This window comes from Stenotrophomonas sp. 364, from assembly GCF_009832905.1.
Classification (GTDB): Bacteria; Pseudomonadota; Gammaproteobacteria; order Xanthomonadales; family Xanthomonadaceae; genus Stenotrophomonas; species Stenotrophomonas maltophilia_AP.
The window spans coordinates 3,986,775-4,004,767 of sequence record NZ_CP047135.1; the positions used below are offsets into that span (position 1 = coordinate 3,986,775).

The window sequence follows — 17,993 nt, forward strand, 5'->3', positions numbered from 1 at the left end:
CATGACGTAACAGCAAGGATCCGCCCGTGGGCTTTTCGACGATCTTCATCCGCCGCCCGATCGCCACCTCGCTGTTGATGGCGGGCCTGCTGCTGCTCGGCATCCTCGGCTACCGCCAGCTGCCGGTGTCGGCGCTGCCGGAGATCGACGCGCCCAGCCTGGTGGTGACCACCCAGTACCCGGGTGCGAATGCCACCACCATGGCCTCGCTGGTGACCACCCCGCTGGAGCGCCAGTTCGGACAGATCTCCGGGCTGGAGATCATGACCTCCGATTCGTCGGCCGGCCTGTCCACAATCATCCTGCAGTTCTCGATGGACCGCGATATCGACATCGCCGCCCAGGACGTACAGGCCGCGATCCGCCAGGCCACGCTGCCCTCCTCGCTGCCCTACCAGCCGGTCTACAACCGGGTGAACCCGGCCGACGCGGCCATCGTCACCCTCAAGCTCACCTCCGACACGCGCCCGCTGCGCGAGGTCAACAACTACGCCGACTCCATCCTGGCCCAGCGCCTGTCGCAGGTGCAGGGCGTGGGCCTGGTCTCCATCGCCGGCAACGTGCGCCCGGCCGTGCGCATCCAGGTCAACCCGGCGCAGCTGTCCAACATGGGCCTGACCCTGGAAGAACTGCGCAGCGCGCTGACCCAGGCCAACGTCAACGCGCCCAAGGGCTCGCTCAACGGCAAGACCCAGTCCTATTCGATCGGCACCAACGACCAGCTGACCAGCGCCGCCGAGTACCGCGACACCATCATCAGCTACAAGAACGGCCGCCCGGTGCGGTTGTCGGACGTGGCCAACGTGGTCGATGGCGTGGAGAACGACCAGCTGGCCGCCTGGGCCGATGGCAAGCCGGCGGTGCTGCTGGAAGTGCGCCGCCAGCCGGGCGCCAACATCGTGCAGACCGTCGAGCGCATCCGCGCCTTGATCCCGCAGCTGCAGAACGTGCTGCCGGCCGACGTGCACCTGGAGATCTTCTCCGACCGTACCGAGACCATCCGCGCCTCGGTGCATGAAGTGCAGTTCACCCTGATCCTCACCATCTGCCTGGTGGTGGCGGTGATCTTCGTGTTCCTGCGCCGGCTGTGGGCCACCATCATTCCCTCGGTGGCGGTGCCGCTGTCGCTGGCCGGCACCTTCGGGGTGATGGCCTTTGCCGGCATGTCGCTGGACAACCTGTCGCTGATGGCGCTGGTGGTGGCCACCGGCTTCGTGGTCGACGACGCGATCGTGATGATCGAGAACATCGTGCGCTACATCGAACAGGGCAAGAGCGGCCCGGAAGCGGCCGAGATCGGTGCGCGCCAGATCGGCTTCACCGTGCTGTCGCTGACCATCTCGCTGGTGGCCGTGTTCCTGCCGCTGCTGCTGATGCCCGGCGTGACCGGACGCCTGTTCCACGAGTTCGCCTGGGTGCTGAGCATCGCGGTGACCTTGTCGATGCTGATCTCGCTGACGCTCACCCCGATGATGTGCGCCTACCTGCTCAAGCCCGACGCGCTGCCCGAAGGCGAAGACGCCCACGAGCGCGCGGCGGCGGCCGGCAAGGAAAACCTGTGGACGCGCACCGTGGGGGCCTACGAGCGCAGCCTGGACTGGGTGCTGGACCACCAACGCATGACCCTGGCGGTGGCCGCCGGCGCGTTGGTGCTCACGGTGCTGCTGTACGTGGTGATCCCCAAGGGCCTGCTGCCCGAGCAGGACACCGGCCTGATCACCGGCGTGGTCCAGGCCGACCAGAACATCGCCTTCCCGCAGATGGAACAGCGCACCAAGGCCGTGGCCGAGGCGCTGCGCAAGGACCCGGCGGTGACTGGCGTGTCGGCCTTCATCGGCGCCGGCAGCATGAACCCCACCCTCAACCAGGGCCAGCTGTCGATCGTGCTCAAGGAGCGCGGCGACCGCGACGGGCTGGATGAGATCCTGCCGCGCCTGCAGCAGGCCGTGGCCGGTATTCCCGGCGTGGCGCTGTACCTCAAGCCGGTGCAGGACGTCACCCTGGACACCCGCGTGGCCGCCACCGAGTACCAGTACTCGCTGTCGGACGTGGACAGCGCGCAGGTCGCGCTGCAGGCCACCCGCCTCACCGAAGCGCTGCGCCAGCGCCCGGAACTGGCCGACGTGGACAACAACCTGTCCAACCAGGGCCGTGCGCTGGAACTGACCATCGACCGCGACAAGGCCAGCGTGCTGGGCGTGCCGATGCAGACCATCGACGACACCCTGTACGACGCGTTCGGCCAGCGCCAGATCTCCACCATCTTCACCGAGCTCAACCAGTACCGCGTGGTGCTGGAAGTGGCCCCGGAATTCCGCACCAGCACCGCGCTGATGAACCAGCTGGCGGTGGCCTCCAACGGCGCCGGCGCGCTGACCGGCAGCAACGCCACCAACTTCGGCCAGGTCAGCTCGTCCAACTCGTCCACCGCCACCGGCATCGGTGCGCAGAACACCGGAATTCCGGTGGGCGCGGGCAACATCATCCCGCTGGCGGCGCTGGCCGAGGGCAAGATCACCAGCACCCCGCTGGTGGTGAGCCACCAGCAGCAGCTGCCTGCGGTGACGGTGTCCTTCAACATCGCCCCGGGGTATTCGCTTTCCGACGCGGTCAAGGCCATCGAAGAGACCAAGGCCGGCCTGGACATGCCCTCGCAGGTGCATGCGCAGTTCATCGGCAAGGCCGCCGAATTCACCGGCAGCCAGACCGACGTGGTGTGGCTGCTGCTGGCCTCGCTGGTGCTGATCTACATCGTGCTGGGCGTGCTGTATGAAAGCTACATCCACCCCTTCACCATCATCTCAACCCTGCCCCCGGCCGGCGTCGGTGCGCTGCTGGCATTGATGGTGTGCGGGCTGCCGCTGTCAGTGGACGGCATCGTCGGCATCGTGCTGCTGATCGGCATCGTCAAGAAGAACGGCATCATGATGGTCGACTTCGCCATCGAAGCGCGCCGCGCCGGTGCCAACGCACACGACGCGATCCGCCGTGCCTGCCTGCTGCGCTTCCGCCCGATCATGATGACCACCGCCGCAGCCATGCTCGGCGCGCTGCCGCTGGCACTGGGCACCGGCATCGGCTCGGAACTGCGCCGCCCGCTGGGCATTGCCATCGTCGGCGGCCTGCTGCTGTCGCAGTTGGTCACCCTGTACACCACGCCGGTGATCTACCTGTACATGGAACGCTTCTCCGAGTGGATGCGCGAGCGCCGCGAGCAGCGCGCGCTGCGCCACGCCAGCGCCCAGGACCGCGCATGAACCGCTGCTGCCCGTGCACGCCGAAGGCGTCGGCATGAACATTTCCGGCCCCTTCATCCGCCGCCCGATCGGCACCGCGCTGCTGGCCATCGGCCTGTTCGTGGTTGGCCTGTTCTGCTACCTGAAACTGGGCGTATCGGCGCTGCCGAACATCCAGATTCCGGTGATCTTCGTGCACGCCAGCCAGTCCGGCGCGGACGCCACCACCATGGCCTCCACGGTCACCGCGCCGCTGGAACGCCACCTGGGCCAGCTGCCCGGCGTGGATCAGATGCGCTCGTCCAGCTCCGAAGGCAGCTCGCTGGTCTTCATGATCTTCCAGAGCGGGGTCGACATCGACTCGGCCGCACTGGACGTGCAGACCGCGATCAATTCGGCCCAGGCCGACCTGCCGTCCGGGCTCGGCTCGCCGATGTTCCAGAAGGCCAACCCCAACGACGACCCGGTGATCGCCATCGCGCTCACCTCGCAGACCCAGTCGGCCGACGAGCTGTACAACGTCGCCGACTCGCTGCTGGCCCAGCGCATCCGCCAGATCAGCGGGGTGTCCTCGGTGGATATCGCCGGTGCGTCCACGCCGGCGGTGCGGGTGGACGTGAACCTGCGCCTGCTCAACGCGCTCAACCTCACCCCCGATGACCTGCGCAACGCGGTACGCGCGGCCAACGTGACCTCGCCCACCGGTTTCCTCACCGACGGCAACACCACCACCGCGATCATCGCCAACGACTCGGTGGCGCGCGCCGCCGACTTCGCCAACCTGGTCATCAAGACCCAGGACGATGGCCGGGTGATCCGCCTCAAGGACGTGGCCAACGTCTACGACGGCCAGCAGGACGCCTACCAGGCCGCGTGGTTCGACCACAAACCGGCGGTGGTGATGTATGTGTTCACCCGCGCCGGCGCCAACATCGTGGAGACCGTGGACCGGGTCAAGGCGCAGATCCCGATGCTGCGCGACTACCTGCAGCCTGGCACGGTGATGACCCCGTACTTCGACCGCACCCCGACCATCCGCTCGTCGCTGCACGAAGTGCAGATCACCTTGCTGATCAGCCTGGCGATGGTGATCCTGACCATGGCGCTGTTCCTGCGCCGGCTGGCGCCGACCCTGATCGCGGCGGTCACCGTGCCGTTGTCGCTGGCCGGCGCGGCGCTGGTGATGTACGTGTTCGGCTTCACCCTGAACAACCTGAGCCTGCTGGCGCTGGTGATCGCGATCGGGTTCGTGGTCGACGATGCGATCGTGGTGATCGAAAACGTCATGCGCCATCTCGACGAAGGCATGCCCCGCATGCAGGCCGCACTGACCGGCGCGCGCGAGATCGGCTTCACCATCGTCTCCATCACCGCCTCGCTGGTGGCGGTATTCATCCCGCTGCTGTTTGCCAGCGGCATGGTGGGCGCGTTCTTCCGCGAGTTCACCATCACCCTGGTGGCGGCGATCGTGGTGTCGATGATCGTCTCGCTCACGCTCACCCCGGCGCTGTGCAGTCGCTTCCTGAGCGCGCACGCCGAGCCGGACAAGCCCTCGCGGATCGGCCGCTTCCTGGACGCCGCGCACGACCGCATGCTGCGCGTGTACACGGTCTGCCTGGACTTCTCGCTGCGCCACGCCCTGCTGCTGTCGCTCACCCCGATCCTGCTGATCGTGGCCACGGTGATGCTGGGCGGGGCGGTAAAGAAGGGTTCGTTCCCGGCCCAGGACACCGGCCTGATCTGGGGCCGCGCCAACTCCAGCGCCACGGTGTCCTTCGAGGACATGGTCAACCGCCAGCGCCGCATCACCGACATGCTGATGGCCGACCCGGCGGTGAAGACCGTGGGCGTGCGCCTGGGCAGTGGCCGCCAGGGCTCCAGCGCGCAGTTCAACGTGCAGCTGAAGACCCGCAAGGAAGGCCGCAAGGAAACCACCGCGCTGGCGCTGGCACGGCTGAGCGCCAAGGCCGACCGCTATCCCGACCTGCAGCTGCGCCTGCGCGCGATCCAGGATCTGCCCAGCGACGGCGGTGGCGGCAACAGCCAAGGCGCGCAATACCGCGTGTCGCTGCAGGGCAATGACCTGGCCCAGTTGCAGGAATGGCTGCCCAAGGTGCAGGCCGCGCTGAAGAAGAATCCGAAACTGCGCGACGTGGGCACCGACGTGGACACCGCCGGGCTGCGCCAGAACGTGGTGATCGACCGTGCCAAGGCCGCGCGCCTGGGCGTGTCGGTGGGTGCGATCGACGGCGCGCTGTACGGCGCGTTCGGCCAGCGCCAGATCTCCACCATCTACTCGGATATCAACCAGTACAGCGTGGTGGTCAACGCATTGCCCGAACAGACCGCCACCCCGCGTGCGCTGGATGAGATCTACGTGCGTGCCGGCAACGGCGAGATGATCCCGCTGACCGCCGTGGCGCATCAGGTGCCCGGGCTGGCACCGCCGCAGATCACCCATGAAAACCAGTACACCACGATGGACCTGAGCTACAACCTGGCCCCGGGCGTGAGCACCGGCGAGGGCGAGGCGATCATCAAGTCCACCGTGGACGGCCTGCGCCTGCCCGGCGACATCCGCATCAGCGATGGCGGCGGCTTCAACGTGCAGCTCAATCCGAACTCGATGCTGATCCTGGTGCTGGCCGCCATCATCACCGTGTACCTGGTGCTGGGCATGCTGTACGAAAGCCTGGTGCACCCGGTAACGATCCTGTCCACGCTGCCGGCCGCAGGCGTAGGCGCGCTGCTGGCGTTGTTCGTGACCAACACCGAGCTGTCGGTGATTTCGATGATCGCGCTGGTGCTGCTGATCGGCATCGTCAAGAAGAACGCGATCATGATGATCGACTTCGCGGTGGTGGCCCAGCGCGAGCACGGCAAGAGCCCGCACGATGCGGTGCGCGAGGCCAGCATCGTGCGCTTCCGCCCGATCATGATGACCACCATGGTGGCGATCCTGGCCGCGGTACCGCTGGCCATCGGCCTGGGCGAAGGCTCCGAACTGCGCCGCCCGCTGGGCATCGCGATGATCGGCGGCCTGCTGTTCTCGCAGAGCCTGACCCTGCTGAGCACGCCGGCGCTGTACGTGATCTTCTCGTGCCTGCGCGAGCGCTGGGTCAACCGCCGTACGCGCCGCCGCGAACGGCGCGCATTGAAGCGCAGCGCCCTCGCCCGCTAGGTACCGACCGTGGGTCGGTGCCCCCGGTCGGTACGCCACGGTTTGACGCCACGCAACAAAACGCGAACAATTCGCATCCAGCCACGGTCCTGCATCCCCTTCGCGGTGCCCCCGCTGCCGGGTTCCCGGCCAGCCAGCGCGATCCAGCCATCGACTCTCCCCCGCCATCTGTAGATCGCGGACGGCGTTGTGCTGTCCGCCAAGGAACCCATCGATGCTGTCCGCTTCCCTGCCCCGCCTGGCCACGTTGGCCGTTGCGCTGTCGCTGGCCTGCGCCGCGCATGCCCAGTCCACCCCCGATGGCACAGCGCGCGCCCGCTCGGCCACGGATCTGGACGCCATCAAGGTCACCGCCGAACGCACCCACACCGACACCGGCGCCCTCGGCGACCGCGCCGTGCGTGACACCCCGTTCGCGATCGCCGTGGTCGGCCGCGACGAGATCGAGAAGCGCCAGGTGGTCTCGCTCGGCGACGCGTTCCTCACCGACCCCTCCGTGGTCACCCAGGTCAGTGCGTACGCCAGCGGCTGGAGTTCGCCGATCCGCAACCGCGGCATCGACCTCAGCTACGACAGCTATCGCGTCAACGGCCTGCAGGTGTCCTCGTGGGGTACCGAATGGCCGCTGGAAGTGATGGAACAGGTGGAACTGCTCAAGGGCCCTGGTGGGTTCATGTATGGCTTCGGCCAGCCCGGCGGCATCGTCAACTATGTCACCAGGAAGCCGACCGACACCCTCACCTTCGCCGGCCAGCTCGGCTGGCGCGAGGCGGGCATCGTCAGCGGCCAGGTCGACGTGGGCGGCCGGTTCGGCAATGAGCAGATGTTCGGCTACCGCTTCAATGCCTACCAGGAGAAGGGCGAAACCTTCAACGGCGGCGAGGTCAATCGCAAGGTCGGCGCCCTGTCGCTGGATGCACGCCTGAGCGACAGCCTCACCTGGACCCTCGACGGCGTGTTCCAGTCGCGCGATCTCAGCAACGAGTCGCCGCAGTACTACTTCATCGGCCTCACCGAGCTGCCGCGCCCGCTGGCCGGCAACATCGACAACAGCATCGACGGCAGTTACTACGACACCCGCTCCAGCCTGCTCTCCACGGCACTGAACTGGCAGATCAGCAGTGACTGGAAGGCCAGCCTGAGCTACGGCGTGACCACCTCCTGGAACGACGTCAACAAGGTGTTCGCCTACATCGACAACGCCAACGGCGACTACAACATCAACACCTACGAGCTGGGCGGCAAGAGCGAGTGGAAGCTGGCCCAGGCCCTCGTGCAGGGTCGCTTCGACACCGGCCCGCTGTCGCACCAGGTAGTGGCCGGCGTTTCGCACCAGACCGGCCTGGGCTGGGACCGTCCGTACGAATGGACCACCATCGGCCGCGGCAACATCTACCAGCGCCCGGTGCTGCGCCACGATGCCGTGGGCTCACGCGTGCTCAGCCGCGGCAGCGAAACCGTGCAGCAGGCCGTGTTCGTCAGTGACACCGTCAGCTTCGCCGAGGGCTGGTCGCTGCTGGCCGGCGCGCGCTACAACGACTTCGAGAACAAGGGCGCCTACCACACCTACCCGGTCACCCCCACCTACGCGCTGATGTACAAGCCGGCCGACGCCGTCACCCTGTACGCCAGCTACGTGGAATCGCTGGAAGCGGGCAGCCGCGTCGGCAGCGATTACCTCAACGCCGGCACCGTGCTCGACCCGACCATCAGCAAGCAATACGAGATCGGCGCCAAGATCGAGTACCCGCGCTGGAACGCCAACGCCGCCGCCTTCCGCCTGGAGCGCGGTGCCAACATCGACCGTCTTACCAGCGCGGGCAAGCTGCTCGTGCAGGACGGCATCACCCTTTACGAAGGCGTCGAACTCAGCGGCGACGTCCGCCTGACCGACGCCCTCACCGTCGGCGGCGGCGTCACCTGGCTCGACCCCACCTACGACAAGCTGTCCCCCGACAGCGCTGCCCAGCAGGGCAACCGCACCGCCGGCGCCGCCCGCTGGCAGGGCGTGCTGCACGCCGACTACAGCATCCCGCAGGTAGACGGCCTGAGCGTCTACGCGCTGGCCCGCTACTACGGCGATGTCTATTACGACGCCGACAACACCCTCAAGCTGCCCGACTACACCCTGGTCAACGCCGGCGTCGGCTACCGCATGCAGCTGGACGGCCACCCGGTCACCTGGCGCGCCGGCGTGGAGAACCTGACCAACAAAAAATACTGGTCCAACGCCGGCGTCGGCCTCCCGCGCACCTTCGCAGTGAGCGTGCGCTTCGACCTCTGACCGGTCCAGTGGTGCGGCGCATGGCGCGGCACTACCTGCTTCTCCGTTGCGCACCGACCCACTGTCGGGGCTCGGTGTGGGGGGGTTGGCGGGACCGTCCTGCGCCATGGATGGCGCAAGCGATCCTACAAGGTCGTCTTCACGGCGTGTCCTGCCCACCCTTGATTGGCGCTATCCCCTTCACCCCACACCCGCAATAATGGGCTGCCCCGCACCGCGAGCCTGCATGTCCGCCCGAGAATCCCGCCTGAGCCGCCTGTGGGCGCATGAAAAGGCCAGCTACGGCCTGCGGGTACTCATTGCGCTGTCGGTGGCCATGGGCCTGTGCTGGCATCTGGACCAGCTGCCCGCGCTGCCCGGCGTGTTCCTCGGCATCATCGCCAGCGCCATCGCCGAAACCGACGACAACTGGTGGGGCCGGACCAAATCGGTCGCCCTCTCCCTGCTCTGCTTCGTCATCGCGGCCGCCGCGGTGGTCGAACTGTTCGCCTGGCCCTGGCTGTTCATCACCGCCCTGGCCGTGTCCACCTTCGGCCTCACCCTGCTCGGTGCACTCGGCGAACGCTACGCGTCCATCGCCCAGGCCACCGTAACCCTGGCCATCTACACCATGATCGGCCTGGAACAGCACGGCGCCAGCGACCGCGCCCAGGCCATCAGCGCGGTCAGCCACCTGCTCGCCGGCGCGCTCTGGTACGGCCTGCTCTCGATCCTGTGGACCGCCCTGTTCGCCAACCGCCCCGTGCGCGAACGCGTCGCCCGCCTGTACCTGGAACTGGGCCGCTACCTGCAGCTCAAGGCCGACCTGTTCGAACCCATCCGCGATGCTGACGTACAGAAGCGCCAGCTGGCCCTGGCCGAACAGAACCGCCGCGTGGTCGAGGCGCTGAACATCGCCAAGGTCGCCATCCTGGCCCGCTTCGGCCGCTCCGGTCGGCCCGGCGTGCAGTCCGGCCTGTACCTGCGCCTGTACTACATGGCCCAGGATTTCCACGAACGCGCCAGCTCGTCGCACTATCCGTACGGCGCGCTCACCGAGGCGTTCTTCCACAGCGACGTGCTGTACCGCTGCCAGCGCCTGCTTGCCCTGCAGGGCGAGGCGTGCGCCAACCTCGGCCTGGCCATCCGCCTGCGCCGCCCGTTCCAGTACGGCGAGCGCACCAAGCAGGCCACCGCCGACCTCACCGATTCGCTCACCTGGCTGCGTGCCCAGCACAACCCGCAGTGGCAGCGCCTGCTGTCATCGCTGGAGCTGCTCGGCCACAACCTGCAGAGCATCGAGCGGCGCCTGTCCGAGGCCGAAAAATCCGACGCCACCCTGGACAACGTCGACACCCGCCTGCGCGACACCAATCCGCACACCCTGCGCGAAATGTTCGTGCGCATCCGCCAGCAGCTCACCCCCGGCTCGGTGCTGTTCCGCCACGGCCTGCGCATGGCGCTGGCCCTGATCGTCGGCTTTGCGGTGATCCGCTTGGTCAACGCCCAGAACGGCTCGTGGGTGCTGCTCACCATCGTGTTCGTGTGCCGCCCGCATTTCGGCGCCACCCGGCAGCGGCTGGCCCAGCGTATCGCCGGCACCCTGATCGGGCTGGTGCTGACCTGGGCGCTGATGCAGCTGTTCCAGGACCTGCGCATCGAACTTCTGATCGCCCTGCTGTCGGCGCTGCTGTTCTTCTTCACCCGCAGCGACCGCTATCTGGTGGCATCGGCGGCGATCACGGTGATGGCGCTGACCTGCTTCAACCTGATCGGCGACGGCTTCCTGCTGATCTGGCCGCGCCTGGTCGACACCCTGCTCGGCTGCGCGATCGCTGCGGCGGCGGCCTTCCTGATCCTGCCCGACTGGCAGGGCCGCCGCTTGAACCTGGTCATGGCCCGCGTGCTGGCCAACTGCGCGCGCTACCTGGATGCCGTGCTGGGCCAGTACGGCAGCGGCATGCAGGACGATCTGGCGTACCGCATCGCCCGCCGCGACATGCACAACGCCGACGCGGCGCTGTCCACCGCGCTGTCGAACATGCTGCGCGAGCCGGGCCATGTGCGCCGCAACCTGGACGCCGGGTTCCGCTTCCTGGCGCTCTCCAACACCCTGCTGGGGCATCTGTCGGCGCTCGGCGCGCACCGTGCGCAGGTGGACAGCTACGCGCAGGACGCCCAGGCGCTGGCCGGCGGCGAGCGGGTGGAACAGGCCATGCAGCAGATCGCCGCGGCGCTGGAGCAGCGCCAACCGGTGGAGGAAGCCGATAACGACGGCGACCGCGCCCTGGCCGAGCAGCTGGAACAGATCACCGACGACATGCCGCCCAAGCTGCAGCTGATCCGCACCCAGATGGGCCTGATGCTGCGCCTGCTGCCCAAGTTGCGCGGCGCCGCCAACGAGGCCGCGCGCACCCTGCGGTGACGGGTCTGCGGGGCAGCGGGGCAGAGCCCCGCTCTACGACAGCTCCTGCAACGCCGGGCTCTGCCCGGCTGCCGACGATGGCCGCAACGCCATACGACCGCGCCCGTAGCGCCGGGCGCTGCCCGGCTGCCGTCGATCGCCGCAACGCCATACGACCGTCCCCGTAGCGCCGGGCTCTGCCCGGCTGCCGTTGATCGGCGCAACGCCGGGGGCCTCCCGGCTGCGTGCTAGGCTGCGCCGGTTCGCAAGGAGTTTCCATGTCCGGCCACAGCCAGTTCGCCCTGCTCAAACAGCGTCGCTTCCTGCCGTTCTTCATCGTCCAGTCGCTGGGTGCGTTCAACGACAACGTGTACCGGCAGGCCATCATCGGCCTGCTGTTCTACCTCGGCGTCAGCCAGGAAGAGCAGTCGCTGTACACCACGCTGGCGCCGGCCATCTTCATCCTGCCCTACTTCCTGTTCTCGGCCCTGGCGGGGCAGATCGCCGAAAAACTGGAAAAATCGCGGCTGATCGTGATCACCACCACCATGGAGATCGCGATCATGTCGCTGGCCGCCGTCGGCTTCCTCACCCAGAGCATGCCGGTGCTGCTGGTCGCCCTGTTCTGCACCGGCCTGCAGTCCACCCTGTTCGGCCCGGTGAAGTATTCGGTGCTGCCCTCGGTGCTGCGCCCGGAAGAGCTCACCGGCGGCAACGGGCTGGTCGAGATGGGCACCTCGATGTCGATCCTGACCGGCATGATCAGCGGCGGCATCATCTTCACCCTGGCCGGCAGCTTCGGCCCGGTGGTCGCGGCCACCGCGGTGATTGCCCTGGCCATCTTCGGCAACATCACCGCGCGCATGATCCCGAAGGTGGATGCGGGCGCGCCGGACCTGAAGATCAACTGGAACCCGATCCCCGAATCGCTGGCCGTGCTGCGCCTGGCCAAGAAGCAGAAGGCGGTGCGCAACGCCATCCTGGGCGTGTCCTGGTTCTGGTTCGTGGGCACCATGCTCACCTCGCAGCTGCCCACTTACGCGGTGGTCAACCTGGGCGGCGAACCCACCCTGTACATCTTCGCGCTGGCGCTGTTCTCGGTCGGCACCGGCGTGGGCTCGCTGCTCTGCGAAAAGCTGTCCGGGCGCACGGTGGAAATCGGCCTGGTGCCGCTGGGCGCCTTCGGCATGACCGCCTTCATGCTGGACCTGTACTTCGCCCGCGCCGGCACGGCCACCGCGGCTGGCCTGGGGGTGGGTGCCTTCGTTGCCCAGCCCGGCAGCCTCCGCATCATCATCGACCTGATCGGCATCGGCCTGTTCACCGGCTTCTTCGTGGTGCCCCTGTTCGCGCTGATCCAGAGCCGCACGCCGAAGTCGGAGATGTCGCGCGTGTTCGCCGCGCTCAACATCCAGAACTCGGGCTTCATCGTGGGCGCGGCGATGATCGCGCTGGTCACGCAGAAGTTCCTGCACTGGACCATCCCCCAGCTGTTCCTGGCGCTGGCCATCGCCAATGCCGTGGTGGCGATCTACATCTTCACCATCGTCCCCGAATTCCTGATGCGCTTCCTCAGCTGGGTGATGGTGCGCGGCCTGTACCGGCTGCGCCTGCACGGCATCGAAGCCAATGTGCCCGACGAAGGCGCTGCGCTGATCGTGTGCAACCACGTCAGCTACATGGACGCGTTGATCCTGTCGGCGACCATCCCGCGCCCGGTGCGCTTTGTCATGTACTACAAGATCTTCAACATCCCGGTGATGCGCTGGATCTTCCGTACCGCCAAGGCCATTCCCATTGCCGGCGCGCGCGAGGACCCCGCGCTGATGCAGGCCGCCTTCGACGAAGTGGACAAGGCCCTGGCCGACGGCGAGCTGGTCTGCATCTTCCCCGAAGGCGCGCTCACCCGCGATGGCGAGATGGGCGCGTTCAAGTCCGGCGTGGAGAAGATCCTCGAACGGCGCCCGGTGCCGGTGGTGCCGATGGCGCTGCGCGGCATGTGGGCCAGCATGTGGAGCCGGCGCGACACCCGGCTGGGCCGCATGCGCGTGCCGCGTCGCTTCCGCGCGCATGTCGAGGTGGCCGCCGCACCAGCACTGGCCGGGCAGGCCGTCACCGCCGAGGCCCTTGAACAGCAGGTACGGCAGCTTCGCGGAGAAAATGGCTGAGGCCTAGTGCCGTCTGCATGTAAACGCATACATCCGGGCGCCCATCGGGTAAATTAGCGCCGGGGGACGTCCGATCCGCGCAGGCCAGCGCGGCGGCGGCCAAAAATCATGCGTACCGTTTGTTGCACCGCTCGATGACGATGCCACTGTGTGTGCGTGCGTTGTACCCCGTTTCACGCCCGTCCAATCCACCCAAGAAAATGGAGCTTTTCAGATGAACACCACTGCCGCACAAATCCCGAACCACCTGGTCTGGGCCATCCTGGCCACCCTGTTCTGCTGCCTGCCGGGCGGTATCGTGTCGATCGTCTACGCCGCCCAGGTCAACGGCAAGATTGCCGCGGGTGACCTCGCCGGTGCGCGCGACTCGTCGGAGAAGGCGAAGAAGTGGGCCATGTGGTCGGCCATTGCCGGCGTCATCGTTGCCGTGCTGTACGTCGTGCTGGTGATGGCGATGGGCGGCCTGGGCGCGCTGAGCAACAGCGGCTACTGATCAGCACCGGGACGGCCTGGCCGGTGACCCTGCATGGGGTTCACCGGCCCGGCCGTTCGCGCATCATGGCCCTGCCTTCCCGAACCACGCTTGCCCGCTGGGCACCCACGGCCCTGGTGGCCAGCCTGGGTGCAGGCGCCGTCGTAGTGTTGCGCAACGTCAGCCCTTATGGCGCCAACAGTCCGCTGCCAGGGTGCCCGCTGTACGCACTGACCGGCCTGTACTGCCCAGGCTGTGGCAGCACGCGCTGCCTGTACTCGCTGGTGCATTTCGATTGGCAAGGCGCCTTCGCGATGAATCCGCTGCTGGTGGTGTCGCTGCCGTTCCTGCTGTTGATGCTGCTGCACGGTGCCGGGATTCGCCCGCGCGTGCTTGAACCGCTGATGCGCGTGCTGGCCAGCCCGATGTTCTGGCTGGTGCTGCTGGTGGGATATGCGGTGCTTCGCAACCTGCCGTGGATGCCGTTTGCCTGGCTTGCGCCGGGCTGAGCCTGCGCTCACGCACCCCGCACAGCCCCCTTTCATGACCCTGGAGCTCGACCAATGAATGCCACCCTGCCGCTGCCGCCCGCGTCGGGCACCGTGCCCAACCACCTTATCTGGTCGATCGTGGTCACCATCGTGTCGTTCTTCCTGTGCTGCGTGTCGTGCCTGAGTTTCCCGGCGATCGCCACCGGGATCGTCGCCATCGTGTTCGCCAGCAAGGTCAACACGCTGCTCAACCAGGGCGACCTTGTGGCCGCACGTCAGGCCTCGAAGAACGCGAAGATCTGGGCCTGGGTCACCACCGGCATCCTGATCGCCGCGACCGTGTTCTCGGTGCTGTGGCTGGTGTTGGCCGGCACCGACGGCTACATGGACCAGATCCAGGAACTGCAGCGCCAGCTCGAAAACAGCCGTTGATGGCACGGCTGCGCGACAGGCGCTGGCTGCTGGCCGCACTGCCGCCGGCGGCCCTCGCTGCCGGGGCGGGGATCTGGGCGCTCCGCCATTTCGATCCCAACGCGGCCAACAGCCCGTTTCCGCCATGCAGTTTCCTGGCCGTCACCGGTTACTACTGCATCGGGTGCGGGCTGACCCGGGCGCTGCATGCGCTGGTCCATGGCGATGTGCTCACCGCGCTGTCGATGAACCCGCTGGCGATGGCGATGCTGGCGGTCGCGCCGCTGGTACTGGGGTGGGCGCTGGGCTGGCGCCCGCGCGGGCTGCAGCCGTTGATCACGCTGTTGATGAAGCCTGCGTTCTGGCTGACGCTGCTGCCGCTGTACTGGGTGGCGCGCAACCTGCCGTGGCCGCCGTTCGACTGGCTTGCGCCGGGATAGGTTTGCTTGATGCCGGGTAGAACCCGGCATTACGCGGGGTCAGGTTACCCAGCCGGCAATGACCAGCAGGGCCAGCGCGGCCATCCACAGCAGCAGCATCCGCCACACCAGGCTCATCGCATCGCGCAGCTCCGGCAGACGCCGCCACACCGGCACCATCCCGGCATCACTGTAGTCGTGTGCTTCTTCGCGCAGCTCGGCGCTTACGCTGGCCCGCGCCACCGCACCCAGGAACACCGTCGAGGTCGCCCACTGGTTGCCGTGCGCCTGCCGCCACGCCTTGTAGGCGGTGTCGAAGTTGCCCACCAGGGCCATCGACAGCGACATCAGCTGGGCCACCGGCCATTCCAGCCAGCCCAGCACTACCCGTGCACCCACCGCGCCGTCGAGCGTGGCCAGCGACCGCATCGGGCCGACCGCCAGCAAGGCCAGCAACCGATACGCCACGGCGCCCACCGGGCCCAGCAGCAGGAACCAGAACAGCACCGCGAACCAGCGCCGCAGGCCGTTGAGCACGGTGGCCTCGACCAGCGACGACACGTCCTCGTGCAGGCTGCCGCCGCTCGATTGCAGCTGGGCGATCGCGGCGTGCCGGGTGGGGGCGTCATCGGCGTCGATCACCGCTTCCACGTCACGATCCAGGTCGCGCGGACCCCAGCAGATCACCAGGGTGGCCACGCCCAGCAGCAGCGACGGCAGACCGAACACGCGGCCGTGCAACGCCCACTGCAGCAGCACCACGCCCAGCACCCACGGCAGCAGCGCCAGCACCCAGCCCTGGCGGCTGCGCCAGAATCCGTTTTCCGCCGCATGCGCATCCAGCCATTGCAGCCAGCGCCGGTAGAACCCGAAACCGCGCAGCGCCACGGCCGCAGCGGGTGCGACATGGCCCAGGGCCAGGGCGACCAGCACGGCAACCAGGGTGGTGAACATGTATGCCTCCGGCGCGGATCGTGGCCGCTACTATGCCTTGCGACCCGGCAATTCCCCGGGCCGTTGGTAATGTACGCCGCTACGTGTTCAGCCAGCGGCAACGCAGGCCGGAAACTCAGCCCACCTGCTGGCGGTACCAGTGCTCGATCAGGCTGCGCGAGATTGAAATCGGCGGCGACAGACGGATGCCCTCGCCGTCGTCTTCGACATCCCGGGCCAGCGCCGCACCCACTTCCTCGGCAGTGAACCAGCGTGCATCTTCCAGCTCGCCGTCCACGGTGGGCACGTCGTCTTCGGCCGTGGCCGCAAAGCCCAGCATCAACGCGCCCGGGAACGGCCAGGGTTGGGTGCCCAGGTACTGGCAGTGGCGCACGCGCACCTTGCTCTCTTCGAATACTTCACGCACCACGGTCTGCTCGAGCGATTCGCCCGGCTCGACGAACCCGGCCAGCACCGAATAGCGGCGCGGTGCCCAGTTGGCCTGCCGCCCGAGCAGCAACCGCCCGTTGTTTTCCACCGCCACGATCACCGCCGGGTCGACCCGCGGATAGTGCTCGGTGCCGCATTGCGCGCAGCGCCCGACAAAGCCGCCGCGCGCGAAGGTGATGCCGCCGCCACACACCCCGCAGAAGCGCGTGCGCGACTGCCAGTACGACATCCCGCGCGCATAGCAGAACGCGCTGGCATCGGCGGCAGACCACGTGGTGGCCGACTCGCGCAGGTCCACCCGCTGCGGCGCGGTGACATCCACGCTCGCCGCTTCCAGCGAGAACCAGGCGCGCTCACCGCGCAGGCCCAGGAAGATCGCCGTTCCCGGCCCGCCCCCGACCTGTGCGCCTGTCAGCGCAAGCGGCTGGCCATCGTCGCCGGCCAGCGCGCGGCCGTCGGTGTCGAGCACCAGCACGTGCGCATCGGGCCACAGCCGCGCCAGCGCGTCGGCGTCCTGGCGCAGCGGATCGGCACGTTCAAGGGGATCGGTGGTGAAAGCAAAGCCGGACAGCGGCGTAGAAAATGTCGACATGCGGCAAGCCTGCCCACATTCGATCACAGTGGCAAGCGCCAGCCGACCGATAGGGTCGGCAGCGCCAGACACATCACATGCTGAAACTGCTGCCGCAGCCGCAGGTGGTTTTGGCGTTCGGATTGCGGATCACGAACTGCGCGCCGGTCAGGCTTTCGGTGTAGTCCACCTCGGCGCCCATCAGGTACTGCAGGCTCAGCGGATCCACCAGCAGGGTGACACCGTTGGTGTCCACCGCCAGGTCATCCTCGGCACGGTTCTCATCGAACTCGAACCCGTACTGGAAGCCGGAGCAACCACCGCCCTGGATGTACACACGCAAGGCAAGACTGGTACTGGCCTCGTCCTGGATCAATTCCTTCACTTTGGCCGCAGCGGCTTCGGTGAAGTTGAGGGGACGGTCCAGCGACTGGTAGTTCGGCGCGGCGACAGGTGCGCCGGGCAGGGAAACAAGCGTGCTCATGTCCCCAGCATGGGGGCGCATGGGCACGCTTTCAAGCGTTCAGCCGTTCAGGCCATGGCCTCGGCCAGCTTCTTGCGGGCCGCGCCGTCCTTGCCCTTGCCGGCGGTTTCGTCGGCCGGCGGCGGCAGCGCGGCCATCTGCGCGCTGCCATGGATCAGGCGACCGGTCAGCTGCGCGCCGGCGTTCATCTCCACCACCTGGTAGTGAATGTTGCCGGCCACGCGCGCGGTCGGGGTCAGTTCCACCTTTTCGGTGGCGTGCACGTCGCCGTCCAGGCGGCCACTGATCACCACCACCTGGGCGCGGATCTCGCCCTCGATGCTGCCCTGCTCGGCCAGGGTGATGGTGGCATTGGCTGCCCCCTCGGCGGCGATCACCTTGCCCAGGATGGTGCCTTCCACATACAGGCCCCCGCTGAACTCCACGTCGCCGCGGATCACCACCTGTGCGCCGATCAGCGCGTCCACGACCAGATGTCCGTCGCGGTTGGATTTGTTGCTGCCAAACATG

Annotated in this window: 13 protein-coding genes; 9 read left to right on the forward strand and 4 right to left on the reverse strand. The window is 67.6% G+C overall.

Features of this window, described 5'->3' with window-relative positions; all coding sequences use genetic code 11:
* Positions 1–26: 26 nt before the first annotated feature.
* From GQ674_RS17855 to GQ674_RS17895, 9 genes are all read left to right on the forward strand, one after another.
* Entirely contained in the window at positions 27–3,257 is a 3,231-nt protein-coding gene (locus GQ674_RS17855; protein WP_159498147.1) for an efflux RND transporter permease subunit, read from the forward strand.
* A 34-nt stretch (positions 3,258–3,291) separates the two neighbouring features.
* Positions 3,292–6,417 carry an efflux RND transporter permease subunit gene (locus GQ674_RS17860; protein ID WP_159498148.1) on the forward strand — a complete coding sequence of 1,042 codons (3,126 nt, stop codon included), beginning with the start codon at positions 3,292–3,294 and terminating at the stop codon, positions 6,415–6,417.
* Positions 6,418–6,631: 214 nt separating this feature from the next.
* Entirely contained in the window at positions 6,632–8,701 is a 2,070-nt protein-coding gene (locus tag GQ674_RS17865; RefSeq protein ID WP_159498149.1) for a TonB-dependent receptor, read from the forward strand.
* Between the two features lie 226 nt (positions 8,702–8,927).
* A complete protein-coding gene (yccS, locus tag GQ674_RS17870; protein WP_159498150.1) occupies positions 8,928–11,105 on the forward strand; it encodes a YccS family putative transporter in 2,178 nt (725 codons plus the stop codon).
* A gap of 257 nt (positions 11,106–11,362) precedes the next feature.
* Positions 11,363–13,252: an MFS transporter gene (locus GQ674_RS17875; RefSeq protein WP_159498151.1), complete on the forward strand. Its 1,890-nt coding sequence runs from the start codon at positions 11,363–11,365 to the stop codon at positions 13,250–13,252.
* Between the two features lie 214 nt (positions 13,253–13,466).
* Positions 13,467–13,745 (forward strand): CD225/dispanin family protein, encoded by a 279-nt coding sequence (locus GQ674_RS17880; protein ID WP_159498152.1) that lies wholly within the window; start codon positions 13,467–13,469, stop codon positions 13,743–13,745.
* A gap of 65 nt (positions 13,746–13,810) precedes the next feature.
* On the forward strand, positions 13,811–14,233 hold the full coding sequence (locus GQ674_RS17885) for a DUF2752 domain-containing protein (RefSeq protein WP_201290176.1): 423 nt from the start codon (positions 13,811–13,813) through the stop codon (positions 14,231–14,233).
* A gap of 54 nt (positions 14,234–14,287) precedes the next feature.
* The gene (locus GQ674_RS17890; RefSeq protein WP_159498153.1) at positions 14,288–14,647 is read left to right on the forward strand and encodes a CD225/dispanin family protein; all 360 of its coding nucleotides are present in this window, start codon (positions 14,288–14,290) and stop codon (positions 14,645–14,647) included.
* Positions 14,647–15,066, forward strand: coding sequence for a DUF2752 domain-containing protein (locus tag GQ674_RS17895; protein ID WP_159498154.1), 420 nt, complete (start codon positions 14,647–14,649; stop codon positions 15,064–15,066). Before GQ674_RS17890 ends, GQ674_RS17895 begins: the two co-directional genes overlap by 1 nt.
* Positions 15,067–15,105: 39 nt before the next feature.
* Here the strand turns inward: GQ674_RS17895 and ampE are convergent, their stop codons facing one another.
* From ampE to GQ674_RS17915, 4 genes are all read right to left on the reverse strand, one after another.
* On the reverse strand, positions 15,106–15,999 hold the full coding sequence (gene ampE, locus GQ674_RS17900) for a regulatory signaling modulator protein AmpE (RefSeq protein ID WP_159498155.1): 894 nt from the start codon (positions 15,997–15,999) through the stop codon (positions 15,106–15,108).
* Between the two features lie 115 nt (positions 16,000–16,114).
* Positions 16,115–17,020 carry an NAD(+) diphosphatase gene (gene nudC, locus GQ674_RS17905; RefSeq protein ID WP_159498156.1) on the reverse strand — a complete coding sequence of 302 codons (906 nt, stop codon included), beginning with the start codon at positions 17,018–17,020 and terminating at the stop codon, positions 16,115–16,117.
* 73 nt (positions 17,021–17,093) lie between these two features.
* The gene (gene erpA, locus GQ674_RS17910; RefSeq protein WP_038685803.1) at positions 17,094–17,483 is read right to left on the reverse strand and encodes an iron-sulfur cluster insertion protein ErpA; all 390 of its coding nucleotides are present in this window, start codon (positions 17,481–17,483) and stop codon (positions 17,094–17,096) included.
* Positions 17,484–17,530: 47 nt separating this feature from the next.
* Positions 17,531–17,992 (reverse strand): polymer-forming cytoskeletal protein, encoded by a 462-nt coding sequence (locus tag GQ674_RS17915; protein ID WP_128096610.1) that lies wholly within the window; start codon positions 17,990–17,992, stop codon positions 17,531–17,533.
* Between the last annotated feature and the right edge of the window lies 1 nt (position 17,993).

Excerpts from the sequence above, each read along its gene's own strand:
- GQ674_RS17860 (WP_159498148.1), top strand. The coding sequence starts at position 3,292 with ATGAACATTTCCGGCCCCTTCATCCGCCGCCCGATCGGCACCGCGCTG.
- GQ674_RS17865 (WP_159498149.1), top strand. The coding sequence starts at position 6,632 with ATGCTGTCCGCTTCCCTGCCCCGCCTGGCCACGTTGGCCGTTGCGCTG.
- yccS (WP_159498150.1), top strand. The coding sequence starts at position 8,928 with ATGTCCGCCCGAGAATCCCGCCTGAGCCGCCTGTGGGCGCATGAAAAG.
- GQ674_RS17875 (WP_159498151.1), top strand. The coding sequence starts at position 11,363 with ATGTCCGGCCACAGCCAGTTCGCCCTGCTCAAACAGCGTCGCTTCCTG.
- GQ674_RS17880 (WP_159498152.1), top strand. The coding sequence starts at position 13,467 with ATGAACACCACTGCCGCACAAATCCCGAACCACCTGGTCTGGGCCATC.
- GQ674_RS17885 (WP_201290176.1), top strand. The coding sequence starts at position 13,811 with ATGGCCCTGCCTTCCCGAACCACGCTTGCCCGCTGGGCACCCACGGCC.
- GQ674_RS17890 (WP_159498153.1), top strand. The coding sequence starts at position 14,288 with ATGAATGCCACCCTGCCGCTGCCGCCCGCGTCGGGCACCGTGCCCAAC.
- GQ674_RS17895 (WP_159498154.1), top strand. The coding sequence starts at position 14,647 with ATGGCACGGCTGCGCGACAGGCGCTGGCTGCTGGCCGCACTGCCGCCG.
- ampE (WP_159498155.1), bottom strand. The coding sequence starts at position 15,999 with ATGTTCACCACCCTGGTTGCCGTGCTGGTCGCCCTGGCCCTGGGCCAT.
- nudC (WP_159498156.1), bottom strand. The coding sequence starts at position 17,020 with ATGTCGACATTTTCTACGCCGCTGTCCGGCTTTGCTTTCACCACCGAT.
- erpA (WP_038685803.1), bottom strand. The coding sequence starts at position 17,483 with ATGAGCACGCTTGTTTCCCTGCCCGGCGCACCTGTCGCCGCGCCGAAC.
- GQ674_RS17915 (WP_128096610.1), bottom strand. The coding sequence starts at position 17,992 with ATGTTTGGCAGCAACAAATCCAACCGCGACGGACATCTGGTCGTGGAC.